This is a genomic window from Cryobacterium suzukii (assembly GCF_004403185.1).
Lineage (GTDB): Bacteria > Actinomycetota > Actinomycetes > Actinomycetales > Microbacteriaceae > Cryobacterium > Cryobacterium suzukii.
Window position 1 is genome coordinate 237,959 of sequence record NZ_SOHJ01000011.1, and the last position, 18,989, is coordinate 256,947.

The window sequence follows — 18,989 nt, forward strand, 5'->3', positions numbered from 1 at the left end:
ATGAATTCTTTCCTGCGCCTACGCGAAGACGTCGCGGCTGCGCGCACCCACGACCCCGCCGCGCGCAGCAACACCGAGGTGTTCCTGGCCTACAGCGGGCTGCACGCGGTCTGGTCGTACCGGGTCGCCAATCGCCTGTGGCGTGCCGGGCTCCATCTGCCCGCACGCCTGCTGTCCCAGGTGACCCGATTTCTCACCGGAATTGAGATTCATCCGGGGGCTACGATCGGCCGCAGGCTGTTCATCGACCACGGCATGGGCGTTGTGATTGGGGAGACGGCCGTGCTCGGCGACGATGTAATGCTGTACCACGCCGTGACGCTGGGCGGCAAGAGCCGTCACGGGCATGCGCGGGGGGTGCGGCGGCATCCGTTTCTCGATGATGGCGTCACTGTGGGGGCGGGCGCCAAGGTGCTCGGCCCGATCACGATCGGGGCCTGGAGCACGATCGGCTCGAACGCCGTCGTGACCAAGGATTCCCCGCCGCGCTCCCTGCTGATCGGCGTACCGGCGACGATTCGTCCGCAAACCCCTGAAGCGGTCGAGTCCGCCCGCGGAGGGACCCTCGATCCCGAGTACTACCTCTAGCTGACCCTCCCGGGGCAGGTTCGGTTCACACCGCTCTATCTTGTTCCCTGGCTGGTGTTTCCAAGAAGGCACCGTCGTTTCCGATCGACGGTGCCTTCTTTTCGTGCCTGCTATGCGAGGTCAAGCCGATCCTTCGAGGACGTCAGCACCCGCCGCAGTTGTAATAGGTGATGTCCCAGTGGCTGCCCTCGTCGGCATAGATGTTGCCGGAACCAGACTTATACTGTGCGGCACCGTCGCTGCGGTTGGCGATTCTGGCGAACGAACCGGTGATGTAGGCACCGACGCAGCTGTACTTCGAAATGTCTATCTTGTATCCGTTGTAGTGGCTGTAGGTTCCGGATGCATGACCGACCTCGGTTCCGCCGGTGATGTTGATCGAACAACCACTCGCATTCTTCAGCGTGATCAGCCCAGACACCGAGGTTTGGTTCATCTGCTCGAAGGAGGTGCAGGTCGAGTTGGATCGTGTCGTGCATCCTCCACTCGAACTCCAGGTGATCCCGGCGGCAGAGAACTGAGACGCCGCCGAGGACTGCGAGACTTTGGTGGCGGCGTGGGCCGGCGCGCTGACCCCGAATACGGTGAGAGCGGCCAGGAGCGAACCGATCAGTACGGTGACGACTTTGTTTTTCATGATTACCCCCAGCAGCTTTGGCTCGAATACCACGGACCGAATCCTCCAGAAGAGACAAACAAGCTATGCGCCTTCTGGATGTTCGCCTGGTAGAACAACATGTCGTGAATGAATGTGGTTCGGTCGCTGCCAGCGTGGACGGTGTTCATTTGGAACACGCCGAGGTCGGACGAACCATTGGTGTTGTTGTTAACGGCAATCTCGTTCAGACCGCTCTCGCAGCTGGCGATCTTGCGCGCCGTCGGCGCGTTCGCCCCGAAGACCGCGTTGATGTAGTTCGTCACCGTCGTGGACGACACGCGGTTCAAATTGACCGAACCCGGATTATTGAGGTAACTGCGGGTGGTCGCGCCGACGATGCCGTCGAATCCGATCCGAGACCGGCCCTGAAAGGCCATAACGGCGTCTTCCGTGGCCGGCCCGAACGCACCGTCAACGGCGAGGGTCCCTCCAAGTTCATTTAGACGACCCTGCAAGGAAATTACGCAGGAGCCGTTGCTGCCCTCCTGCAGCGTCGTCGTGCACAGCGTCGTCGCGGCACTCGCCCCGGTTGCCGGGATGAGCGCGAAGCCCAAAGCCAGAAGAACGGCGGACACGGTGCTAAACCGCGTTCCCCGTTTGGATTTAGGCGCGCAGATAGATGGGTTTTGCATCAAATCTCCCCCTGTATGAACAGCGCTCGCCCCGGTCGACCGAGCGGCCACCACCTGTCAGGAGCGCCTTCAACGACTACGTTGCCATGACACTCGAAGGGGTGTCAAGGAGAACTTGAAGTATTCACCGTCAGTTCCGCGCCCAGTCGTGAATGCCCAATGGGCTACTCGGGGTCGCCCAACTCTGCCAGGCGGGTCTCCTCGTCGGCGTGGATGCAGGAGTCGATGACGGGGCCGAGGGCACCGTTCATAACGGCGTCAAGGTTGTATGCCTTGTAGCCGGTGCGGTGGTCGGCGATGCGGTTCTCCGGAAAGTTGTACGTGCGGATGCGCTCGGATCGATCCATGGTGCGAATCTGCCCCTTGCGCACGAGCGAGGCCGCCGCGTCGATCTCCTCTTGCTGGCGGGCCAGAACCCTGGCCCGCAAAACACGCATGCCGGCTTCCTTGTTCTGCAGCTGCGACTTCTCGTTTTGCATCGCGACGACGATTCCGGTGGGGAGGTGGGTGATGCGCACGGCGGAGTCGGTGGTGTTGACCGACTGACCACCAGGGCCACTCGAGCGGTACACGTCGATTTTGAGATCGTTCGGGTGCAGCTCGACCTCTTCGGGCTCGTCGACCTCGGGGAAGACGAGCACTCCGGCCGCGGAGGTGTGAATGCGCCCCTGAGACTCGGTCGCCGGCACCCGCTGCACGCGGTGCACGCCGCCCTCATACTTCAGGTGCGCCCACACGCCCTCGGCCGGGTCGCTTGAATTGCCCTTGATCGCCAGCTGAATGTCTTTGATGCCGCCGAGGTCGCTCGAGGTCTGCTCGATGATCTCGGTCTTCCAGCGATTCGACTCGGCGTAGTGCAGGTACATGCGCAGCAGATCGGCGGCGAACAGCGCCGATTCGGCACCGCCCTCCCCCATCTTGATCTCCATGATCACGTCGCGGGCGTCGAGTTCGTCGCGCGGAATCAGCAGGCGTCGCAGCTTCTCAGCCGTGACATCAAGCTGTTCCACCAGATCCGGAATTTCTTCGGCAAAGGCAGCATCTTCGTCGGCGAGCTCACGAGCGGCCTCGAGGTTATCGTCAACCTCTTTCCACTCGTGATACGCAGCGATGATGCGGCTCAACTCGGCATAGCGCCGGTTGACCTTCTTCGAACGGGCCGGATTCGCGTGCAGCTCCGGATCCGCCAACTGCGACTGCAGGTCATCGTGCTCGGCCAGCAGCGTGAGGACGGATTCGAACATTACTTGTCCTTGTCTGACCCGTTCAGGGTCGGCATCGACTTCTGAACCTGCATGAGGAATTCAACGTTCGACGTAGTCTCCTTGAGACGGCCGAGGATGAGTTCGAGAGCTTGCTGCTGCTCGAGCCCGGCGAGGGCGCGACGCAGCTTCCAGGTGACCTTTACTTCATCGGGGCTCATCAGCATTTCTTCGCGACGAGTGCCCGAGGCGTTCACATCGACGGCGGGGAAAATACGCTTGTCGGCCAACTGACGCGACAAACGCAGTTCCATGTTGCCGGTGCCCTTGAACTCTTCGAAGATGACCTCGTCCATCTTGGAACCGGTCTCAACGAGCGCGGAAGCGAGAATGGTGAGGGAGCCACCGTTCTCGATGTTGCGCGCCGCACCGAAGAAACGCTTCGGCGGATACAGAGCGGATGCGTCGACGCCGCCCGACAGAATTCGACCAGAGGCCGGGGCGACGAGGTTGTAGGCGCGGCCGAGGCGGGTGATCGAGTCGAGCAGCACGACGACATCGTGACCCAGTTCGACCAGACGCTTGGCACGCTCGATGGCGAGCTCGGCGACAACGGTGTGGTCTTCGGCAGGACGGTCGAAGGTCGAGGCGATGACCTCACCCTTCACCGTGCGCTGCATGTCGGTGACCTCTTCGGGGCGCTCATCGACCAGAACGACCATGAGGTGCACCTCGGGGTTATTGGTGGCGATGGCGTTGGCGATCTGCTGCATCACGATGGTCTTGCCTGCCTTGGGCGGTGCGACGATCAGGCCACGCTGGCCCTTGCCGATCGGGGCAACAAGGTCGATGATGCGCTGGGTCAGCTTGCCCGGCTCGGTCTCGAGGCGCAGGCGTTCCGTCGGGTACAACGGGGTGAGCTTGTGGAAGTCGACGCGGGTCGCGGCCTCCTCAACGGTTTGACCGTTGATCGAGTCGACCTTGACGATGGCGTTGTACTTCTGACGACCGGACTGGTCACCCTCGTGCGGCTGGCGGATGGAGCCGACAACGGCGTCACCCTTGCGCAAATTGTACTTCTTGACCTGACCGAGCGAGACGTAAACGTCGCTCGCACCGGGCAGATATCCCGAGGTGCGCACGAACGCATAGTTGTCGAGCACGTCCAGGATTCCGGCGACGGGAATCAGTACGTCGTCGTCGTTGACCTCGGGTTCGAAGTCATCGCCCTGGTTCGGGCCGCGACGTTTGCGGTCACGATACCGGTTGCGGTTGCCGCGACCGTTCAGGTCGTCGTCGAGCCGATCGGGACCCTGGTTGCGATCTTGGCCCTGGTTGCGATCCGGTCCACGGTCGTTCTGACCTTGGTTGCGGTCCTGGCCACGATCGTTCTGACCCTGATTGCGGTCGGCCTGGGCCTGGGCACGCTCCTGATTGCGTTCCTGATTGCGCTCGTTGCGAGCCTGACGCTGGCTCTGCGCCCGGGTCATGCCCTCGTCGTTAGTGCCGTTCTGGTTGCGGTCGTTCTGGTTGCGGTCGTTCTGGTTGCGGTCGTTCTGACCGCGGTCGTTCTGGTTCTGGGCGTTCTGGTTCTGGGTGCTTGGGTCACCCTGGTTGCGATCGGCACCCTGCGCACGGTCACCGCCGCGGCTCCGGCTCCGGCTCCGCCCTTGACGGGGTGCCGCGGAATCGTTTGTCTGGTCGATTGCCTCGTCGGCCGACTCGGCCGAGTCGGCGAAATCGTCAGCTTCAGGAGTATCGACGACGACATCGTTTGGCTCAGCGGCCGACTCATCGGCAACCACACCGGCTGCGCGCTGCGACGAAGCGCGGCGGGATGGACGGCGAGCGGACGGCGTGGCCTCGACGGGTGCATCGGCGGACGCATCCGCCGGGGCATCCGAGGACTCGACGACCGCGGCGGCCGCATCATCGCGGTGGACGGGTGATACTTGCACGCGCTTGCGTGCCTGCCGAACCGGCTTGTCGGTGTCGGATGCGGCGGTTGCAGCGTCGTCAACGGTGGGAGCGACGGCGCTGGATGCCGCCGCGCCACGAGCATTACGCGCGATCCGCGAGCCAGCCGCCGGAGCATCGGGCAGGATGATACCGAATCCGGTGCTGGCGTCGGCATTGACGTGGGACTTGGCGGGAGCGGCGGTAGCGGTACTGGCGCGACGCGGTGCACGCTTGCGCGGGACCGTTTCGAGTGCCTCAGCCAGGTTCGCGATCGGTGCGCTCTCGGGAGCAGGCTCGACCGGGGCAGACTCGACCGGGGCAGGCTCGACTACCGGAGCAGTCTCGACCGGAGCAGCGGCGCTCGTGTCGGCCTGAGCGGTTTCGATTGCGTTCACGAGTTCTCCTTTACGAAGTTTGGAGGCGCCGGGGATTTTCAATTCAAGCGCCAGAGCCTGAAGCTCAGACACGCGAAGGGTACTCAGGCGGGGAAGATCCGAGCCAGTGGCGCGGAGGTTGACATCAGTCACGAAAGGGGTTCCTTTCCCCTGCCGAACAAAAATTCAGGCCAGGAGATGTATGCAGCGACGAATGCGCTGCGGGTGATCCAATCCGACAAGTGGAGGGGATTGGTGTAAAGACACACAGCTACGCACGAATTCGCAATAGCAGTGAGGGAGGGAATGCACCGGAGAAGATGTCGCCGTAGGCGGTTTCTATCGGGTGCGCTTCAACCATAGCACTCCACCGCCAGACGGACCGACGCGCACGCGGCGCGCCGGTCCGTCGGAACGCTCGCTACGCAGCGCTCTCCTGGGTGAGCGGATGCACGGTAGCGCCCTGAACGTCGACGGCCAGCATCAGGGAACGCCACGGGGTATCGGATTTGCTCGCAACGAGTTCGGCCGCCACCAGGCGCTGGCCCGGATCGCTCGCCAGCACGAGAATAGATGGTCCAGCACCGGACACTACGGCCGCGAAGCCGGCGGCGCGCAGCAGGGTGATGAGTTTGTTTGTCTCCGGCATGGCGGCGGCGCGGTAGCTCTGGTGCAGCTTGTCTTCGGTCGCGGCGAGCAACAATTCGGGGCTCTGGATAAGCGCGGCGATGAGCAGCGCGGAGCGCGAGAGGTTGAAGACTGCATCCTCGTGCGGCACCGAGGCCGGCTGCAGGCTTCGCGCAAGCGCGGTGGACATTTCCTGCTCGGGTACGAACACCAGCGGCTTGACGCCCCGGTGCACCATGAGCTTCTTGTGACGCGGCCCCTCCGGGGTGGTCCAGGCAATGGTCAGGCCGCCGAACAGCGCCGGCGCTACGTTGTCGGGGTGTCCTTCCATCTCGGTGGCGAGCACGAGCAGCATTTCGGCATTGATATCGACGATGCCCTCGAGCAGGCCTTTCGCCGCCATGATGCCCGACACGATCGCAGCGCCCGACGAGCCCAGGCCTCGCCCGTGCGGGATAACGTTGTGCGCGACGATGTTGAGCCCTGGCATGGGCTGGCCGACGGCGGCGAAGGCGTGCGCGATGGCGCGCACGACCAGGTTGCTCTCGTCGGTGGGGACCACCCCGGCGCCGACACCGTGCACCTCGACGAACACACCGGGTTCGCTCCGCACGGTGACCTCGAGCTGGTCGTATTTGGCCAGCGCCAGGCCGAGAGTGTCGAAGCCGGGGCCGAGGTTGGCCGTCGTGGCCGGCACCTGCACCGAGACGGCGCGGCCGATCAGCGAGACGGGACTGGTCATGCCTTGGCCAGGCCGAGCACGCTGGCGATTTCGGCGGTGTCCACCGGAACGATGGTCGGTGCAACGTCGGAGCCGTCGGCGGTACGCAGCGCCCACTGCGGGTCTTTCAAACCGTGGCCGGTCACGGTGACGACCACGGTCGAGCCGCGGGGAATAAACCCAGCTTCGGCACGCTCCAGCAGGCCGGCGACACCGATAGCGGATGCCGGTTCCACGAAAATTCCGACCTCAGCAGAGAGAATGCGGTGAGCTTCGAGAATCTTCTCGTCGGTGATAGCGCCGAAATAGCCGTCGCTCTGCTCACGTGCGTTCAGCGCGAGGTCCCAGGATGCCGGGTTGCCGATGCGGATGGCGCTCGCAATGGTGTCGGGGTGTTCGACGCGGTGGCCGAGCACGATCGGTGCGCTGCCGGAGGCCTGGAAGCCGAACATGCGCGGCAGCTTGGTGGTCGCGCCGCGAGCGACCTCTTCGCTGTAACCACGAAAATAGGCCGTGTAGTTGCCGGCGTTGCCGACCGGAACGAATTGAAAGTCGGGGGCGTCACCGAGCACCTCGACGACCTCGAACGCGGCCGTCTTCTGGCCCTCGATGCGATCGGGGTTGACCGAGTTGACCAGGTGCACCGGGTAGTTGGTGGCGAGGTCACGGGCGATGTCGAGGCAGTCGTCGAAGTTGCCCTGCACCTGCAGCAGCTGCGCGTTGTGGGCGACAGCCTGGCTGAGCTTGCCCATGGCGATCTTGCCCTCTGGCACGAGCACGGCCGCGGTGATGCCGGCGTGGGTGGCATAGGCGGCAGCGGAGGCGCTGGTGTTGCCGGTCGAGGCGCAGATGACCGCCTTCGCGCCATCTTCCATGGCCTTGGAGATGGCCATGGTCATGCCGCGGTCCTTGAACGACCCGGTCGGGTTCATACCCTCGAACTTGATCCAGACCTTGGCGCCGGTGCGGGCGGAGAGTGCGGCGGCTGGAATGAGCGGTGTCCCGCCCTCACCCAGGGTGATGATCGGGGTCGCGGCGGAGATATTCAGCCGATCAGAGTATTCGTTCAGCACCCCGCGCCACTGACGGCTGACAATCGCGCCGGGCTTGGTCAGGTTGGCACTGGTCTCGCTTGGGCTAAACATCAGACTCCTTCAACTCTCAAAACGGATGCTACTTCGCTGACGACACTATTGGTGGCCAGATCCTGCACGGTGGCGGCGAGTGCGGCCTCCGTTGCGTCATGGGTCCCGATTACTAGGGTAGCCGTGGCTGAACGGGCTGCGCGACTCTGCGTTGCCATCACAGCCGGTGTCATGGATTGTTCCACGAGCGCCAACGAGACCATGCGTTTACTGAACACGCTCGCAATGGTCGCGAGTACGCCGGGTTCGTCAGTGACCTCGAGGGTGACCGCATAGCGTGTGGTCACCCGGCCGATGTCAAAGACGGGCAGGGCAGCGTAGCTCGATGCGGCGACTCCCGGTCCACCGGCGACGTGACGCCTGGCAATGGAGACGACGTCGCCGAGCACGGCCGAGGCCGTCTCCACTCCCCCGGCTCCGGCGCCGTAGAACATGAGGCTGCCGGCGGATTCCGCTTCGACGAAGACGGCATTGTTCGCACCGTGTACCGCGGCGAGCGGATGGTTGCGCGGCACCATCGCCGGGTAGACCCGTGCCGAAACCCCGTCCACGCCGTTCTCGTCTGTGACACGTTCACAGATGGCCAGCAGCTTCACAACATAACCGGCCTTGCGTGCCGATTCGATCTGCGCAGAGGTGACCGAGGTGATGCCCTCGCGATAAACGGATGACAGCGGAACCGTCGTGTGAAACGCCAGACTCGCCAGAATGGCCGCTTTCTGCGCCGCGTCGTAGCCCCCGATGTCGGCGGTCGGATCGGCCTCCGCGTAACCGAGCGCGGTCGCCTCGGCCAGCGCGTCTTCGAGACTGGACCCTTCGGTATCCATCCGGTCGAGAATGAAGTTGGTGGTGCCGTTGACGATGCCGAGGATTCGCTTGATCTGGTCTCCGGCGAGGCTTTCCCGCAGCGGACGCACGATGGGGATAGCCCCGGCGACCGCGGCCTCGTAGTTGATTTGGGCGCCGACCTGGTTCGCCGCCGCGAACAGTTCGGATCCGTGGAGAGCCAGGAGCGCCTTGTTGGCGGTGACAACATCCGCTCCACTGCTGATCGCGAGCAGAATGTGGCTGCGGGCCGGCTCGACGCCGCCCATCAGTTCGATGACGATATCGGCGCCGAGGATGAGTTCCTCAGCGTTGGTCGTGAACAGTTCTCGCGGCAGGTCGACAGAGCGTTCCGCGTTGACATCGCGAACCGCGATACCGACCAGTTCGAGCGTGGCCCCGACGCGGTTGGCGAGTTCTGGACCCTGTTCCAGCAGCAGGCGGGCGACCTGGGCGCCGACGGATCCACCGCCGAGGAGGGCTACGCGCAAATTGCGGTATTCGATCTTCAAGATTCTCCTCCGTTGGAGGGCTGCTGCGCCCCGGTGTCCCGCGCGAGCAAGTCGGCAATTGTTTCGCCACGCACGAGCACGCGTGCTGTGCCGTCGAGTACAGCGACGACGGGCGCACGGCCCTGAAAGTTGTAGTTGTTGGACAGTGCCCAGCAGTAAGCGCCGGTGGCAGGCACAGCGAGCAGGTCGCCGGGGGCCACATCATCGGGCAAATAGTCGGCATCGACCACGATGTCGCCGCTCTCGCAGTGTTTGCCGGCGATGCGCACGAGCACTGGCGGAGCGCTCGACGCACGATCAGCGAGGCGCACAGCATAATCGGCGCCGTACAGGGCGGGCCGCACGTTATCGCTCATTCCACCGTCGACGCTCACGTAGAGCCGTGAGGTGCCGGAGACATCGACGGCCTTGGTTGTGCCGACCCGGTAGAGGCTCACGCCGGCGCGACCGATGATGACGCGGCCGGGTTCGAACGCGACGATCGGCAGCGGAATGTTCAGCCGCGCGCACTCGGTGGCGACGATGTCGGCCAGGGCGACGGCCAGTTCGCGAATCGGGGTGGGTTCGTCGGCACTCGTGTAGGCAATGCCGAAGCCGCCGCCGAGGTTGAGCTCGGGTATCGGGCCATCGACGAGCAGTGCGGCGTGCAGATCGAGCAGTCGGGCGGCCGACTCGGCGAATCCGTCGGCACCGAAGATCTGGGAGCCGATGTGGCAGTGCAGGCCGACGAAATTGAGGGTGGGTTCGGCGCGAATACGTGCGACGAGCCTTGGAGCGTCGGTGAGCACGATGCCAAATTTCTGGTCTTCGTGGGAGGTGGCCAGAAAATCGTGGGTGTGCGCGTGCACGCCACTGTTTACGCGCAGGCGCACGTTCTGCACCCGACCGTTTCGGGCGGCTGCTTCGGCGACACGACCAATTTCGACCTCGCTGTCGATCACGATCGTTCCCACACCGACCCGGGTGGCTTGATCGAGTTCGGTCAGGGACTTGTTATTGCCGTGAAAGCCGAGCCGGGCCGGATCGGCGCCGCCGGCCAGAGCAACGGCCAGTTCGCCGCCGCTGCACACGTCGATGTTGAGCCCGGCAGCGATCATCCAACGCACTACCTCGGTCGAGAGAAAAGCCTTGCCGGCGTAATACACCTTGGCGCTCGTGCCGATGCGGGCGAACTCGGCTTGGAACACGGCCAGCAATTCGGCGGCGCTGGCGCGGGCATCCGCTTCGTCGATGACGTAGAGGGGGGTGCCGAATTCGGCGGCGAGGGCCGTGGCGCTCACGTTGCCGAGCACGAGCTCGCCGGTGCTGTTGCGGGTCGCCGACGAGGGCCACAGTCCGGGCGCGAGCTCATTGGCGTCAGCGGGTAGGCGCAGCCAGTCGGGCGCCAGCGGGTTTGCTGCAGGTTTCACGGGAAGTACCTCACGAGAGTCGAAGGGGAATCTCAGCGAGCGAACCCGGATTGGTCCCTGAAGCCGGAAAATGGGTAGCCCGAGGGAACGGGCGTGCCTGGCCGTATTCTACCGCCGCAGATAGTGGCGTTCTAATTAGCCGGCGCAGCTGCCGAGGGTGGTCAGCGACTGCGCGGTGAGCATAAGAGTGCTCGACTCCAGCGTAACGTGTGCCCGCTCTGGCGAAATAACGACGCCACTCAGATCTATTCCCTCGGGCAGATAACTTGCAACGCAGACCCCGATCGGTGCCTGCTGCAGGATCAGATTGACGAGGGGGGTTGCGTCAATGTCGCCGACGCCGCTCGTCACGGTGGCTTCGGTGGGGCTGAAGTTCAGCGTGTCTCCCGCGGCGCTTGCCGTGGCCGTCGCGCTATAGCCCACATTGAACTCGAACAACTTCACGGTGCCGGTATACGCCACCGTGCCGTCGCCGAGGGTCATCACAGCGTCGGCGGGAGCGGTGCCGGAGGCCTGAACCAGTTGATTGAGCGCGGCCTGATCGAGGTCGAGCGTGGCGCTCAGGGAGCCGATGGCCTTGGCCGTGTTGGTCGACACGTCACGGGCGATGACGTAAACGGAGGCTGGCACGCCGTCGACCGTCAGGTTCGGCGCGGTGAGTTCAATCTGGTCGAAGCTACCGCCGATGAACTGCGCAATGACGGAGGTGCCGCCGATGGCCACGGTGATGTCGCCGGTCACGGATGCGGGCATCCGATTGCTGATTTCGGTTTCGGCACGGTCCTGCGCGAACGCACGCACGCCGCTGTCGATGAGAAAATAGGCAACGACAAGCAGTGCGGCGAGCACGCCGACGATGATCAGCGGAACGAGGCCGCGACGTTTGGTTTTGGCCATGATTACATGCGCTCCGGGGCGGTGACGCCGAGCAGGCCCAAACCGTTGCGAATCACCTGGCCGGTGGCGTCGTTCAGCCACAGACGGGTGCGGTGCAGGTCAGTGACCGGTTCTTCACCGAGCGGAATGACGCGGCAGTTGTCGTACCAGCGGTGGTAGTAGCCGGCGACCTCTTCGATGTAGCGGGCCACTCGGTGGGGCTCCCGCAGTTCAGCGGCCTGCGCGACAACGCGGGGAAATTCCTGCAGTACGCCGAGCAGTGCGGATTCGCTGTCGTGCACGAGCAGTTCGGGGGCGAAGACGGTACGTTCGACGCCGCTGGCGGCAGCGTTGCGGGCGACCGAGCAGGTGCGTGCGTGGGCGTACTGCACGTAGAAGACGGGATTGTCGTTGGTGCGTTTGCCGAGCAGGTCGAGGTCGATGTCGAGCTGCGAGTCGCTGTTCGAGCGCACCAGCGCGTAGCGGCCGGCGTCGACCCCGACGGCGTCGACGAGGTCGTCAAGGGTGACGATGGTGCCGGCCCGCTTACTCATGCGCACCGGTTCGCCGTCCTTGAGCAGGTTGACCATCTGACCGATCAGAATCTGCAGGTTCACGCCGGGCTCATCACCGAACGCCGACACCATGGCCATCATGCGGCCGACATAGCCGTGGTGGTCGGCGCCGAGCATGATCAGGCACTGGTCGAATCCGCGCTCGCGCTTGTCGAGGTAGTACCCGAGGTCGCCCGAGATATAGGCGGGCTCGCCATTCGAACGGATGATCACCCGGTCACGATCATCACCGAATGTGGTCGTGCGCAGCCAGATCGCGCCATCCGCTTCGAAGATGTGGCCCTGTTCGCGCAAGCGATCGATGGCGCGGTTGACGGCGCCGGATTCGTGCAGCGAATCCTCGTGAAAGTACACGTCGAAGTCGACGCCGAAGCCGTGCAGTTTGTCTTTGATCTCGGTGAACATGAGGTCGACGCCGATCGAGCGAAACACCTCTTGTTGTTCCGCGCGCGGCAGGGCGGCGACGTCGCCGTCGTACTTGGCGAGCACGTTGGCGGCGATGTCGCCGATGTACGCTCCACCGTAGCCGTCTTCGGGGGTGGGTTCGCCGAGGTAACTGGCGAGCACGCTGCGGGCGAAGCGGTCGATCTGCGAACCGTGGTCGTTGAAGTAGTACTCGCGGGTCACGTCGGCGCCCTCAGCCGCCAGCACGCGGGCCAGGCTGTCGCCGACCGCGGCCCAGCGCACTCCGCCCATGTGGATCGGGCCGGTGGGGTTGGCCGACACGAATTCGAGGTTGATTTTGAGACCGTCATACAGGTGGCCGGTGCCGTAGACAGCGCCCTGGTCGACGATGGTCTTGGCGAGCGCGCCGGCGGCCGCAGCTTCGAGGCGAATGTTGATGAAGCCGGGGCCGGCGATTTCAACGGATGAGACGTCTTCCAGCTGTTCGAGACCAGCGGCCAGTTCGGCCGCGATTTCACGCGGGTTGGCGCCGAGGGGTTTGGCGATCTTCAGCGCGATGCTCGAGGCCCAGTCGCCGTGGTCGCGGTTGCGCGGGCGTTCGACAGCGACGTCGGCGAGGGTGAGTCCAAGGTCTACCCCTGCCGTGTCAGCCTCGCGTCGGCGTTCACTGACGCCCTGGATGAGGTTGAAAAGGGACTGGGAGAGTTCGGCAGGAGTCACTGAACAATCGTACCGGCCCCTCCTGTTGGTAAGGTCAACGCGTGACTGATACCCGCGTCTACCCCCTTTCTGTTCGTACCGCTACATCCTCCGACGGAGCTGCCACGCGCCGACGTGCCGGGCTGATGCTCGCGGGCGGAGCACTGCTCGCCCTCCTTTTGGCCGGCTGCAGCGCAGCAGACGAACCGACGCCAACGCAATCCGCGGCCGCGACGAGCGGGGCATCCGCTGACCCGACGACGCGCGCTGAACCGTCGTCGTCTCCAACCCCGACACCGGAAGCGACCGGTTCTCCAATTGCGCAGATCTGTGGCGACCTGCTCACCCTGCAGGATGTCTACGATTTCAACCCGAACTACGGCACCGCCCCGGATTACTCGCCCACCGCTGACGGTCTGGCCGAAACCGCCGCGACCTACAACGGGCTGACCTGCGGCTGGTCGAACCAGACCAGCGGCGAACTCATCGAGGTCTCGGTCGTCGCGCCCAACGCTGTGTTGATGACCACGCTCAAGCAGCAGGCGGATGCCGACAGCCAGGCCGTGCCGACGTACGGTACCCCGCCAACCGTTGACGGCTTCTTCACCAACTCCGGTGGCGTGGGCCAGGCCCAGGTGTTCACCGGAACCTACTGGGTCACCCTGAGCACCCCCGCGTTCGGTGAGCCCGGAGACGCTGAGAGTCTCCTCTCGGTGATACTCGCGCACCTCGGCTAGCGGATGCCGGCGGCTCGGCCCCGATGGGTCATCGCAACCGGCCCATGATGCTAACCTTGAACCACCCTGGCCCCCATAGCTCAGGGGATAGAGCACTGCCCTCCGGAGGCAGGGGCGGCAGTTCGAATCTGCCTGGGGGCACCGTGTCGTGTGACACGCAGGTCAGACTTCTTCCTCGGTGTTCGGACACACGGCCTCGCTTGGTCGCCCTGCACCAGGGGACGCCCCAATCCGAGGAGAACTAGATGTCGGTCGGCTTGCTCGCCGTAGTCGATGACATACTCACCGCCGCCCTCAAGGCCAGTGCCAAGACCGCCGGCGTTGTCATCGACGACGCGGCCGTCACCCCGCAATACGTGCAAGGGCTCTCACCGGCGCGCGAGCTGCACGTCGTCTGGCGGATCGCCCTGGGCAGTCTGTTCAACAAGTTCATCATCATCATCCCGCTCGCACTATTGCTTTCCGCATTCGCGCCGTGGGTGTTGCCGTATCTGCTGATCATCGGCGGCACCTACCTGTGTTTCGAGGGTGCGGAGAAAGTCACGGAATGGTTCGGCGCACATCACACCGCCGACGACACCGACAAGCGGGATGAGAAGAAGCTCATCTTCGGTGCTATTCGCACCGACCTCATCCTCAGCACGGAGATCATGCTGATCGCGCTGGCGGGTCTCGATCCCGACTTTGGGATCTGGATGACGCTCGCCGCTCTGGTCGTGATCGGCCTCGGCATGACGGTGCTCGTCTACGGCACGGTCGCCCTGCTGGTCAAGATCGACGATGTCGGACTGGCACTGAGTGAGAACGCAGCACAACGGGTGCGACGCATCGGCACCAGCATTGTGCAGGCAATGCCCACCGTGTTCCGTGTGATCGGCATCATCGGAACGGTCGCCATGCTGTGGGTTGGCGGCCACCTGGTGATCGCAAACCTGGCCGACACGTTCTGGCACGCCCCCTACGACGTGCTGCACGCCGTGACGAACGCGATTGAATCGGCCGGACCTATCGTCGTCTGGGTCACCGACACTGCACTGTCGGCCGTGTTCGGGCTCATCCTGGGCCTGGTCATAGTTGCGATTGTCCTCGCAGCATCCCGCCTGCTCAAGCGGAAGCGGCCAGCCGGTATGGCCTAAAGCGGCGAAGTGTCGGACGCCTATTGCGTGCGCAGCAACTCGAGGAACTCGTCCGCCATTTGTAGCTGGTCCTGCAGTTTCTGCCGACGCTCCATTGCCTGGGCAACGAACGCGTCAAGCTCCGCGCGCACACCCGCAGTGTTCGCACCGGCCACGCCACCCTGCATCGTATCGATGACCTTCAACAACGCCATCATCTCGTCGAGGGAGAATCCGAGCGGCTTCATCCGTCGAATCAGCATCAGCCGAGAATGGTCTTCCTGCGTGTACAGGCGAAATCCGCCTTCGGTGCGAGCGGATGCCTTCAGCAGGCCCACCTCGTCGTAGTGGCGAATGGTGCGCAGCGACAGCCCGGTTTTCTCCGCGAGCTCGCCGATGTGCATCGTGACCGCGGACCCTGTCGCGCTTGCTGTCACCGGAAGACCTCTTTCCCTAGAGTCGCAATCAACCCTTACGTTAGGGTAGTGTTGCAGGAGTCGGCTGACATTCATCTGTGAGCCCACTCTCCCACCATTGTCCTCGATGACCGGTGGAGGTGCGCACCGCGGCGCCCACCCAACTCTTCTCTATCCATTCCGGCCGCCCAGCCGGCCCAGCTTCTGGAGGCCTCATGGCCATTCTTCACAAATCCACCGTGCCCGACCGTTACCGGGCGGAACCCTCCGTCCTCACCGCTCTGCGCACGCCCCGCCTGCTCACCCGCGAGGTCCTCGCCGGCCTCGTCGTGGCTATGGCCCTCATTCCCGAGGCGATCGCCTTTTCGATCATCGCCGGCGTCGACCCCCGCGTCGGCCTGTTCTCCTCGTTCGTCATGGCTGTCACCATCGCCTTCGTCGGTGGACGCCCTGCCATGATCACCGCCGCCACCGGCGCCGTCGCCCTCGTCATCGCCCCCGTCGCTCGCGACTACGGCATGGAATACTTCATCGCAACGGTCATCCTCGCCGGCGTGTTTCAAATCGTGCTCAGCCTGATCGGCGTCGCCAAGCTCATGCGGTTCATTCCCCGAAGCGTCATGGTCGGCTTCGTCAACGCCCTCGCCATCCTCATTTTCGGCGCACAGCTGCCCCAGCTGCTCGGCGTACCCTTTCTGGTCTACCCACTCGTCGCAGCGGGCCTGATCATCATGGTCGTCATGCCCCGCATCACCAAGGTGGTTCCCGCGCCACTCGTGGCGATCGTCGTGCTCACCGTCGCGACCGTCGCCATCGCCATCAACGTGCCCACCATCGGCGACCAGGGCGAGCTGCCCAAGAGCCTTCCTGCGCTGTTCCTCCCGAACATTCCGCTCAGCTGGGAGACGTTCACCATCATCGCCCCCTACGCCCTCGGCATGGCCCTGGTCGGCATCCTTGAGTCGCTTATGACCGCGAAGTTCGTCGACGAGATCACCGACACCCACTCCAACAAGACCCGCGAAACCTGGGGCCAGGGCGTCGCCAACGTGCTATCCGGCCTGTTCGGCGGCATGGGCGGCTGCGCCATGATCGGCCAGACCATGATCAACGTCAAGGCTTCCGGCGCACGCACCCGCATCTCCACCTTCCTCGCCGGCATCTTCCTGCTCGTTCTGGTACTCGGCCTCGGCGACGTGCTCGCCGTCGTGCCCATGGCCGCCCTGGTCGCTGTGATGATCATCGTGTCGTATCTGACCTTCGACTGGCACAGCATCCGCTTGTCTACTCTCAAGCGGATGCCCAAGAGCGAGACCACCGTCATGGTCGCCACGGTCGTCATCATCGTCCTCACCCACAATCTGGCCATCGGTGTCGTCGCGGGCGTGATCGTGGCGATGGTCGCGTTCGCGCGCCGCGTCGCCCACCTCGCCCGGGTCGAACGCACCGTCGAACTCGACCAACCTGTGCCGACCGCCTATTACACGGTGACCGGGGCGCTGTTCTTCGCCTCGAGCAACGACCTGATGACCCAGTTCGAGTACGCCGACGACCCCGACCGCATCGTGATCGACCTCTCGGCCTCGCACATCTGGGATGCCTCGACCGTCGCCACGCTCGACGCCATCACCTACAAATACCAGCAGCACGATAAGCAGGTCGTCATCGAAGGCCTCGACGAGGCCAGCCACGAGCTACACAGCCGCCTCGCCGGTAACCTCGGCGGAGGCCACTAGCACCTAAACGAAAAAGCCCCAGTCAACCGACTGGGGCTTTTTCGTTACGCACTCCGTTGGAGTCAGTGGCTGCTCAGAGCCGGTTCGTCGAACTGGTTACTCGTGTTGTTGACGCCGCCAGCCTTCAGCGCGGCTTCGCCGGCGAAGTACTCCTTGTGGTTGTCACCGAGGTCAGAACCGGACATGTTCTGGTGCTTGACCGTGGCGATTCCCTCGCGGATTTCGCGACGCTGCACGCCCTTGACGTAGGCGAGCATGCCCTGGTCGGCGAAGTAACCCTTGGCCAGGTCATCCGTTGAGAGTGCGGCCGTGTGATACGTCGGCAGGGTGATGAGGTGGTGGAAGATACCAGCCTCTTTCGAGCTGTCGCGCTGGAAGGTACGGATCTTCTCGTCGGCGTTGAGGGCCAGTTCGGTCTCGTCGTAGTCGACGCTCATGAGCTTGGCGCGGTCGTAAGCGGAGACGTCCTTGCCCTCGGCGAGGAGTGCGTCGTAGGCCTGCTGACGGAAGTTCAAGGTCCAGTTGAACGACGGGCTGTTGTTGTAGACCAGCTTGGCGTTCGGGATGGCCTTGCGAACCTCGTTCATCATGGCCGCGATCTGACCGATGTGCGGCTTCTCGGTCTCGATCCAGAGCAGGTCGGCACCGTTCTGCAGCGACGTGATGCTGTCAAGCACGCAGCGCGCTTCGCCGGTTCCGGCGCGGAACTGGAACAGGTTGCTGGCCAGGCGCTTCGGGCGCAGCAGCTTGCCGTCACGCTTGATGACAACATCGCCGTTACCGAGGTCAGCCTCGGTGATCTCGTCCACGTCGAGGTAGGAGTTGTACTGGTCGCCCAGGTCGCCGGGCGTGTAGGTCACGGCGAGCTTCTGCGTGAGGCCGGCACCGAGCGAGTCAGTGCGGGACACGATGATGCCGTTTTCGATGCCGAGCTCAAGGAACGCGTACCGAACGGCGTTGATCTTGGCGATGAAGTCTTCGTGGGGAACCGTGACCTTGCCGTCCTGGTGACCGCACTGCTTCTCGTCCGACACCTGGTTCTCGATCTGGATGGCGCAGGCGCCGGCCTCGATCATTTTCTTGGCCAGGAGGTAGGTGGCTTCGGGGTTTCCGAAACCAGCGTCGATGTCGGCGATGATCGGTACGACGTGGGTCTCGAAGGCGTCGATCTGTGCCAGGAGGCGGGTGATCTTCTCGTCGTCTCCGACGATGCGGGCGTTGTCCAGAGCCGTGAAGAGCAGGTCGAGTTCGCGGGCGTCGGCCTGGCGAAGGAAGGTGTAGAGCTCCTCGACGAGCGCGGGTACGGCCGTCTTCTCGTGCATGGACTGGTCGGGGAGCGGACCGAATTCGCTGCGGAGCGCGGCAACCATCCAACCGGACAGGTACAGGTAGCGCTTGTTGGTGGTCTTGAGGTGCTTCTTGATCGAGATCATCTTCTGCTGGCCGATGAACCCGTGCCAGACGCCGAGCGACTGGGTGTAGATCGAGGAGTCAGCGTCGTACTCCCCCATGTCCTTGCGCATGATGTCTGCGGTGTACTGGGCAATCTCCAGGCCGGTCTTGAACCGGTTCTGGGCACGCATGCGGGCGACGGACTCGGGGTTGATAGCGTCCCAGGTGCTTCCAACCTGCTGCTTGAGGGCTTCGATGTCCTCGATGGCTTTCTGGTACACAGTCATGTTATTTCCTTCGACGTATGAGTTGGGCTGAGCCGGGACACTGACTCAACTGGCCGGTATCGGCTGCTAAACCCAGATTGGCGCAAGAACAACCGCTTT

Annotated in this window: 16 protein-coding genes and 1 tRNA gene; 5 read left to right on the forward strand and 12 right to left on the reverse strand. The window is 63.9% G+C overall.

Annotated features, from left to right (window positions below; genetic code table 11):
• Complete coding sequence (epsC, locus tag E3T39_RS10895) at positions 1-588, forward strand: serine O-acetyltransferase EpsC (protein ID WP_134515187.1); 588 nt, start codon at positions 1-3, stop codon at positions 586-588.
• A gap of 142 nt (positions 589-730) precedes the next feature.
• On the opposite strand, the gene E3T39_RS10900 is transcribed toward epsC, so the two are convergent.
• The 10 genes from E3T39_RS10900 to argS form a co-directional block, all read right to left on the reverse strand.
• On the reverse strand, positions 731-1,225 hold the full coding sequence (locus E3T39_RS10900) for a hypothetical protein (RefSeq protein WP_134515189.1): 495 nt from the start codon (positions 1,223-1,225) through the stop codon (positions 731-733).
• Between the two features lie 2 nt (positions 1,226-1,227).
• Complete coding sequence (locus E3T39_RS10905) at positions 1,228-1,932, reverse strand: peptidoglycan-binding protein (protein ID WP_134515191.1); 705 nt, start codon at positions 1,930-1,932, stop codon at positions 1,228-1,230.
• Positions 1,933-2,042: 110 nt separating this feature from the next.
• Entirely contained in the window at positions 2,043-3,122 is a 1,080-nt protein-coding gene (gene prfA, locus E3T39_RS10910) for a peptide chain release factor 1 (protein WP_092109373.1), read from the reverse strand.
• Positions 3,122-5,566 (reverse strand): transcription termination factor Rho, encoded by a 2,445-nt coding sequence (gene rho, locus E3T39_RS10915; protein WP_134515193.1) that lies wholly within the window; start codon positions 5,564-5,566, stop codon positions 3,122-3,124. Before rho ends, prfA begins: the two co-directional genes overlap by 1 nt.
• A gap of 268 nt (positions 5,567-5,834) precedes the next feature.
• Positions 5,835-6,782, reverse strand: a complete 948-nt coding sequence (gene thrB / locus E3T39_RS10920; protein ID WP_134515195.1) for a homoserine kinase — start codon at positions 6,780-6,782, stop codon at positions 5,835-5,837.
• Positions 6,779-7,906, reverse strand: coding sequence for a threonine synthase (gene thrC, locus E3T39_RS10925; protein WP_134515197.1), 1,128 nt, complete (start codon positions 7,904-7,906; stop codon positions 6,779-6,781). Before thrC ends, thrB begins: the two co-directional genes overlap by 4 nt.
• The gene (locus E3T39_RS10930) at positions 7,906-9,243 is read right to left on the reverse strand and encodes a homoserine dehydrogenase (protein ID WP_241979657.1); all 1,338 of its coding nucleotides are present in this window, start codon (positions 9,241-9,243) and stop codon (positions 7,906-7,908) included. Before E3T39_RS10930 ends, thrC begins: the two co-directional genes overlap by 1 nt.
• Positions 9,240-10,652: a diaminopimelate decarboxylase gene (gene lysA / locus E3T39_RS10935; protein WP_134515199.1), complete on the reverse strand. Its 1,413-nt coding sequence runs from the start codon at positions 10,650-10,652 to the stop codon at positions 9,240-9,242. The genes E3T39_RS10930 and lysA overlap by 4 nt, the downstream gene beginning before the upstream one ends.
• A gap of 135 nt (positions 10,653-10,787) precedes the next feature.
• Positions 10,788-11,549, reverse strand: a complete 762-nt coding sequence (locus E3T39_RS10940; RefSeq protein ID WP_134515201.1) for an LmeA family phospholipid-binding protein — start codon at positions 11,547-11,549, stop codon at positions 10,788-10,790.
• A gap of 2 nt (positions 11,550-11,551) precedes the next feature.
• A complete protein-coding gene (argS, locus tag E3T39_RS10945; RefSeq protein ID WP_134515203.1) occupies positions 11,552-13,228 on the reverse strand; it encodes an arginine--tRNA ligase in 1,677 nt (558 codons plus the stop codon).
• A 41-nt stretch (positions 13,229-13,269) separates the two neighbouring features.
• Between argS and E3T39_RS10950 the strand changes: the two genes are divergently transcribed.
• The 3 genes from E3T39_RS10950 to E3T39_RS10960 all read left to right on the forward strand — a co-directional run bounded on the left by E3T39_RS10950 (position 13,270) and on the right by E3T39_RS10960 (position 15,080).
• Complete coding sequence (locus E3T39_RS10950; protein ID WP_134515205.1) at positions 13,270-13,944, forward strand: iron ABC transporter ATP-binding protein; 675 nt, start codon at positions 13,270-13,272, stop codon at positions 13,942-13,944.
• Between the two features lie 69 nt (positions 13,945-14,013).
• Positions 14,014-14,085, forward strand: a tRNA-Arg gene (locus tag E3T39_RS10955).
• Positions 14,086-14,189: 104 nt separating this feature from the next.
• On the forward strand, positions 14,190-15,080 hold the full coding sequence (locus tag E3T39_RS10960) for a DUF808 domain-containing protein (protein WP_134515207.1): 891 nt from the start codon (positions 14,190-14,192) through the stop codon (positions 15,078-15,080).
• 20 nt (positions 15,081-15,100) lie between these two features.
• Here the strand turns inward: E3T39_RS10960 and E3T39_RS10965 are convergent, their stop codons facing one another.
• Positions 15,101-15,463: a MerR family transcriptional regulator gene (locus E3T39_RS10965; protein WP_174845124.1), complete on the reverse strand. Its 363-nt coding sequence runs from the start codon at positions 15,461-15,463 to the stop codon at positions 15,101-15,103.
• A gap of 227 nt (positions 15,464-15,690) precedes the next feature.
• On the opposite strand from E3T39_RS10965, the gene E3T39_RS10970 reads away from it, so the two are divergent.
• A complete protein-coding gene (locus E3T39_RS10970; protein WP_134515211.1) occupies positions 15,691-17,211 on the forward strand; it encodes a SulP family inorganic anion transporter in 1,521 nt (506 codons plus the stop codon).
• Between the two features lie 62 nt (positions 17,212-17,273).
• Here E3T39_RS10970 and E3T39_RS10975 read toward each other — a convergent pair whose 3' ends face one another.
• On the reverse strand, positions 17,274-18,890 hold the full coding sequence (locus E3T39_RS10975; protein WP_134515213.1) for an isocitrate lyase: 1,617 nt from the start codon (positions 18,888-18,890) through the stop codon (positions 17,274-17,276).
• Between the last annotated feature and the right edge of the window lie 99 nt (positions 18,891-18,989).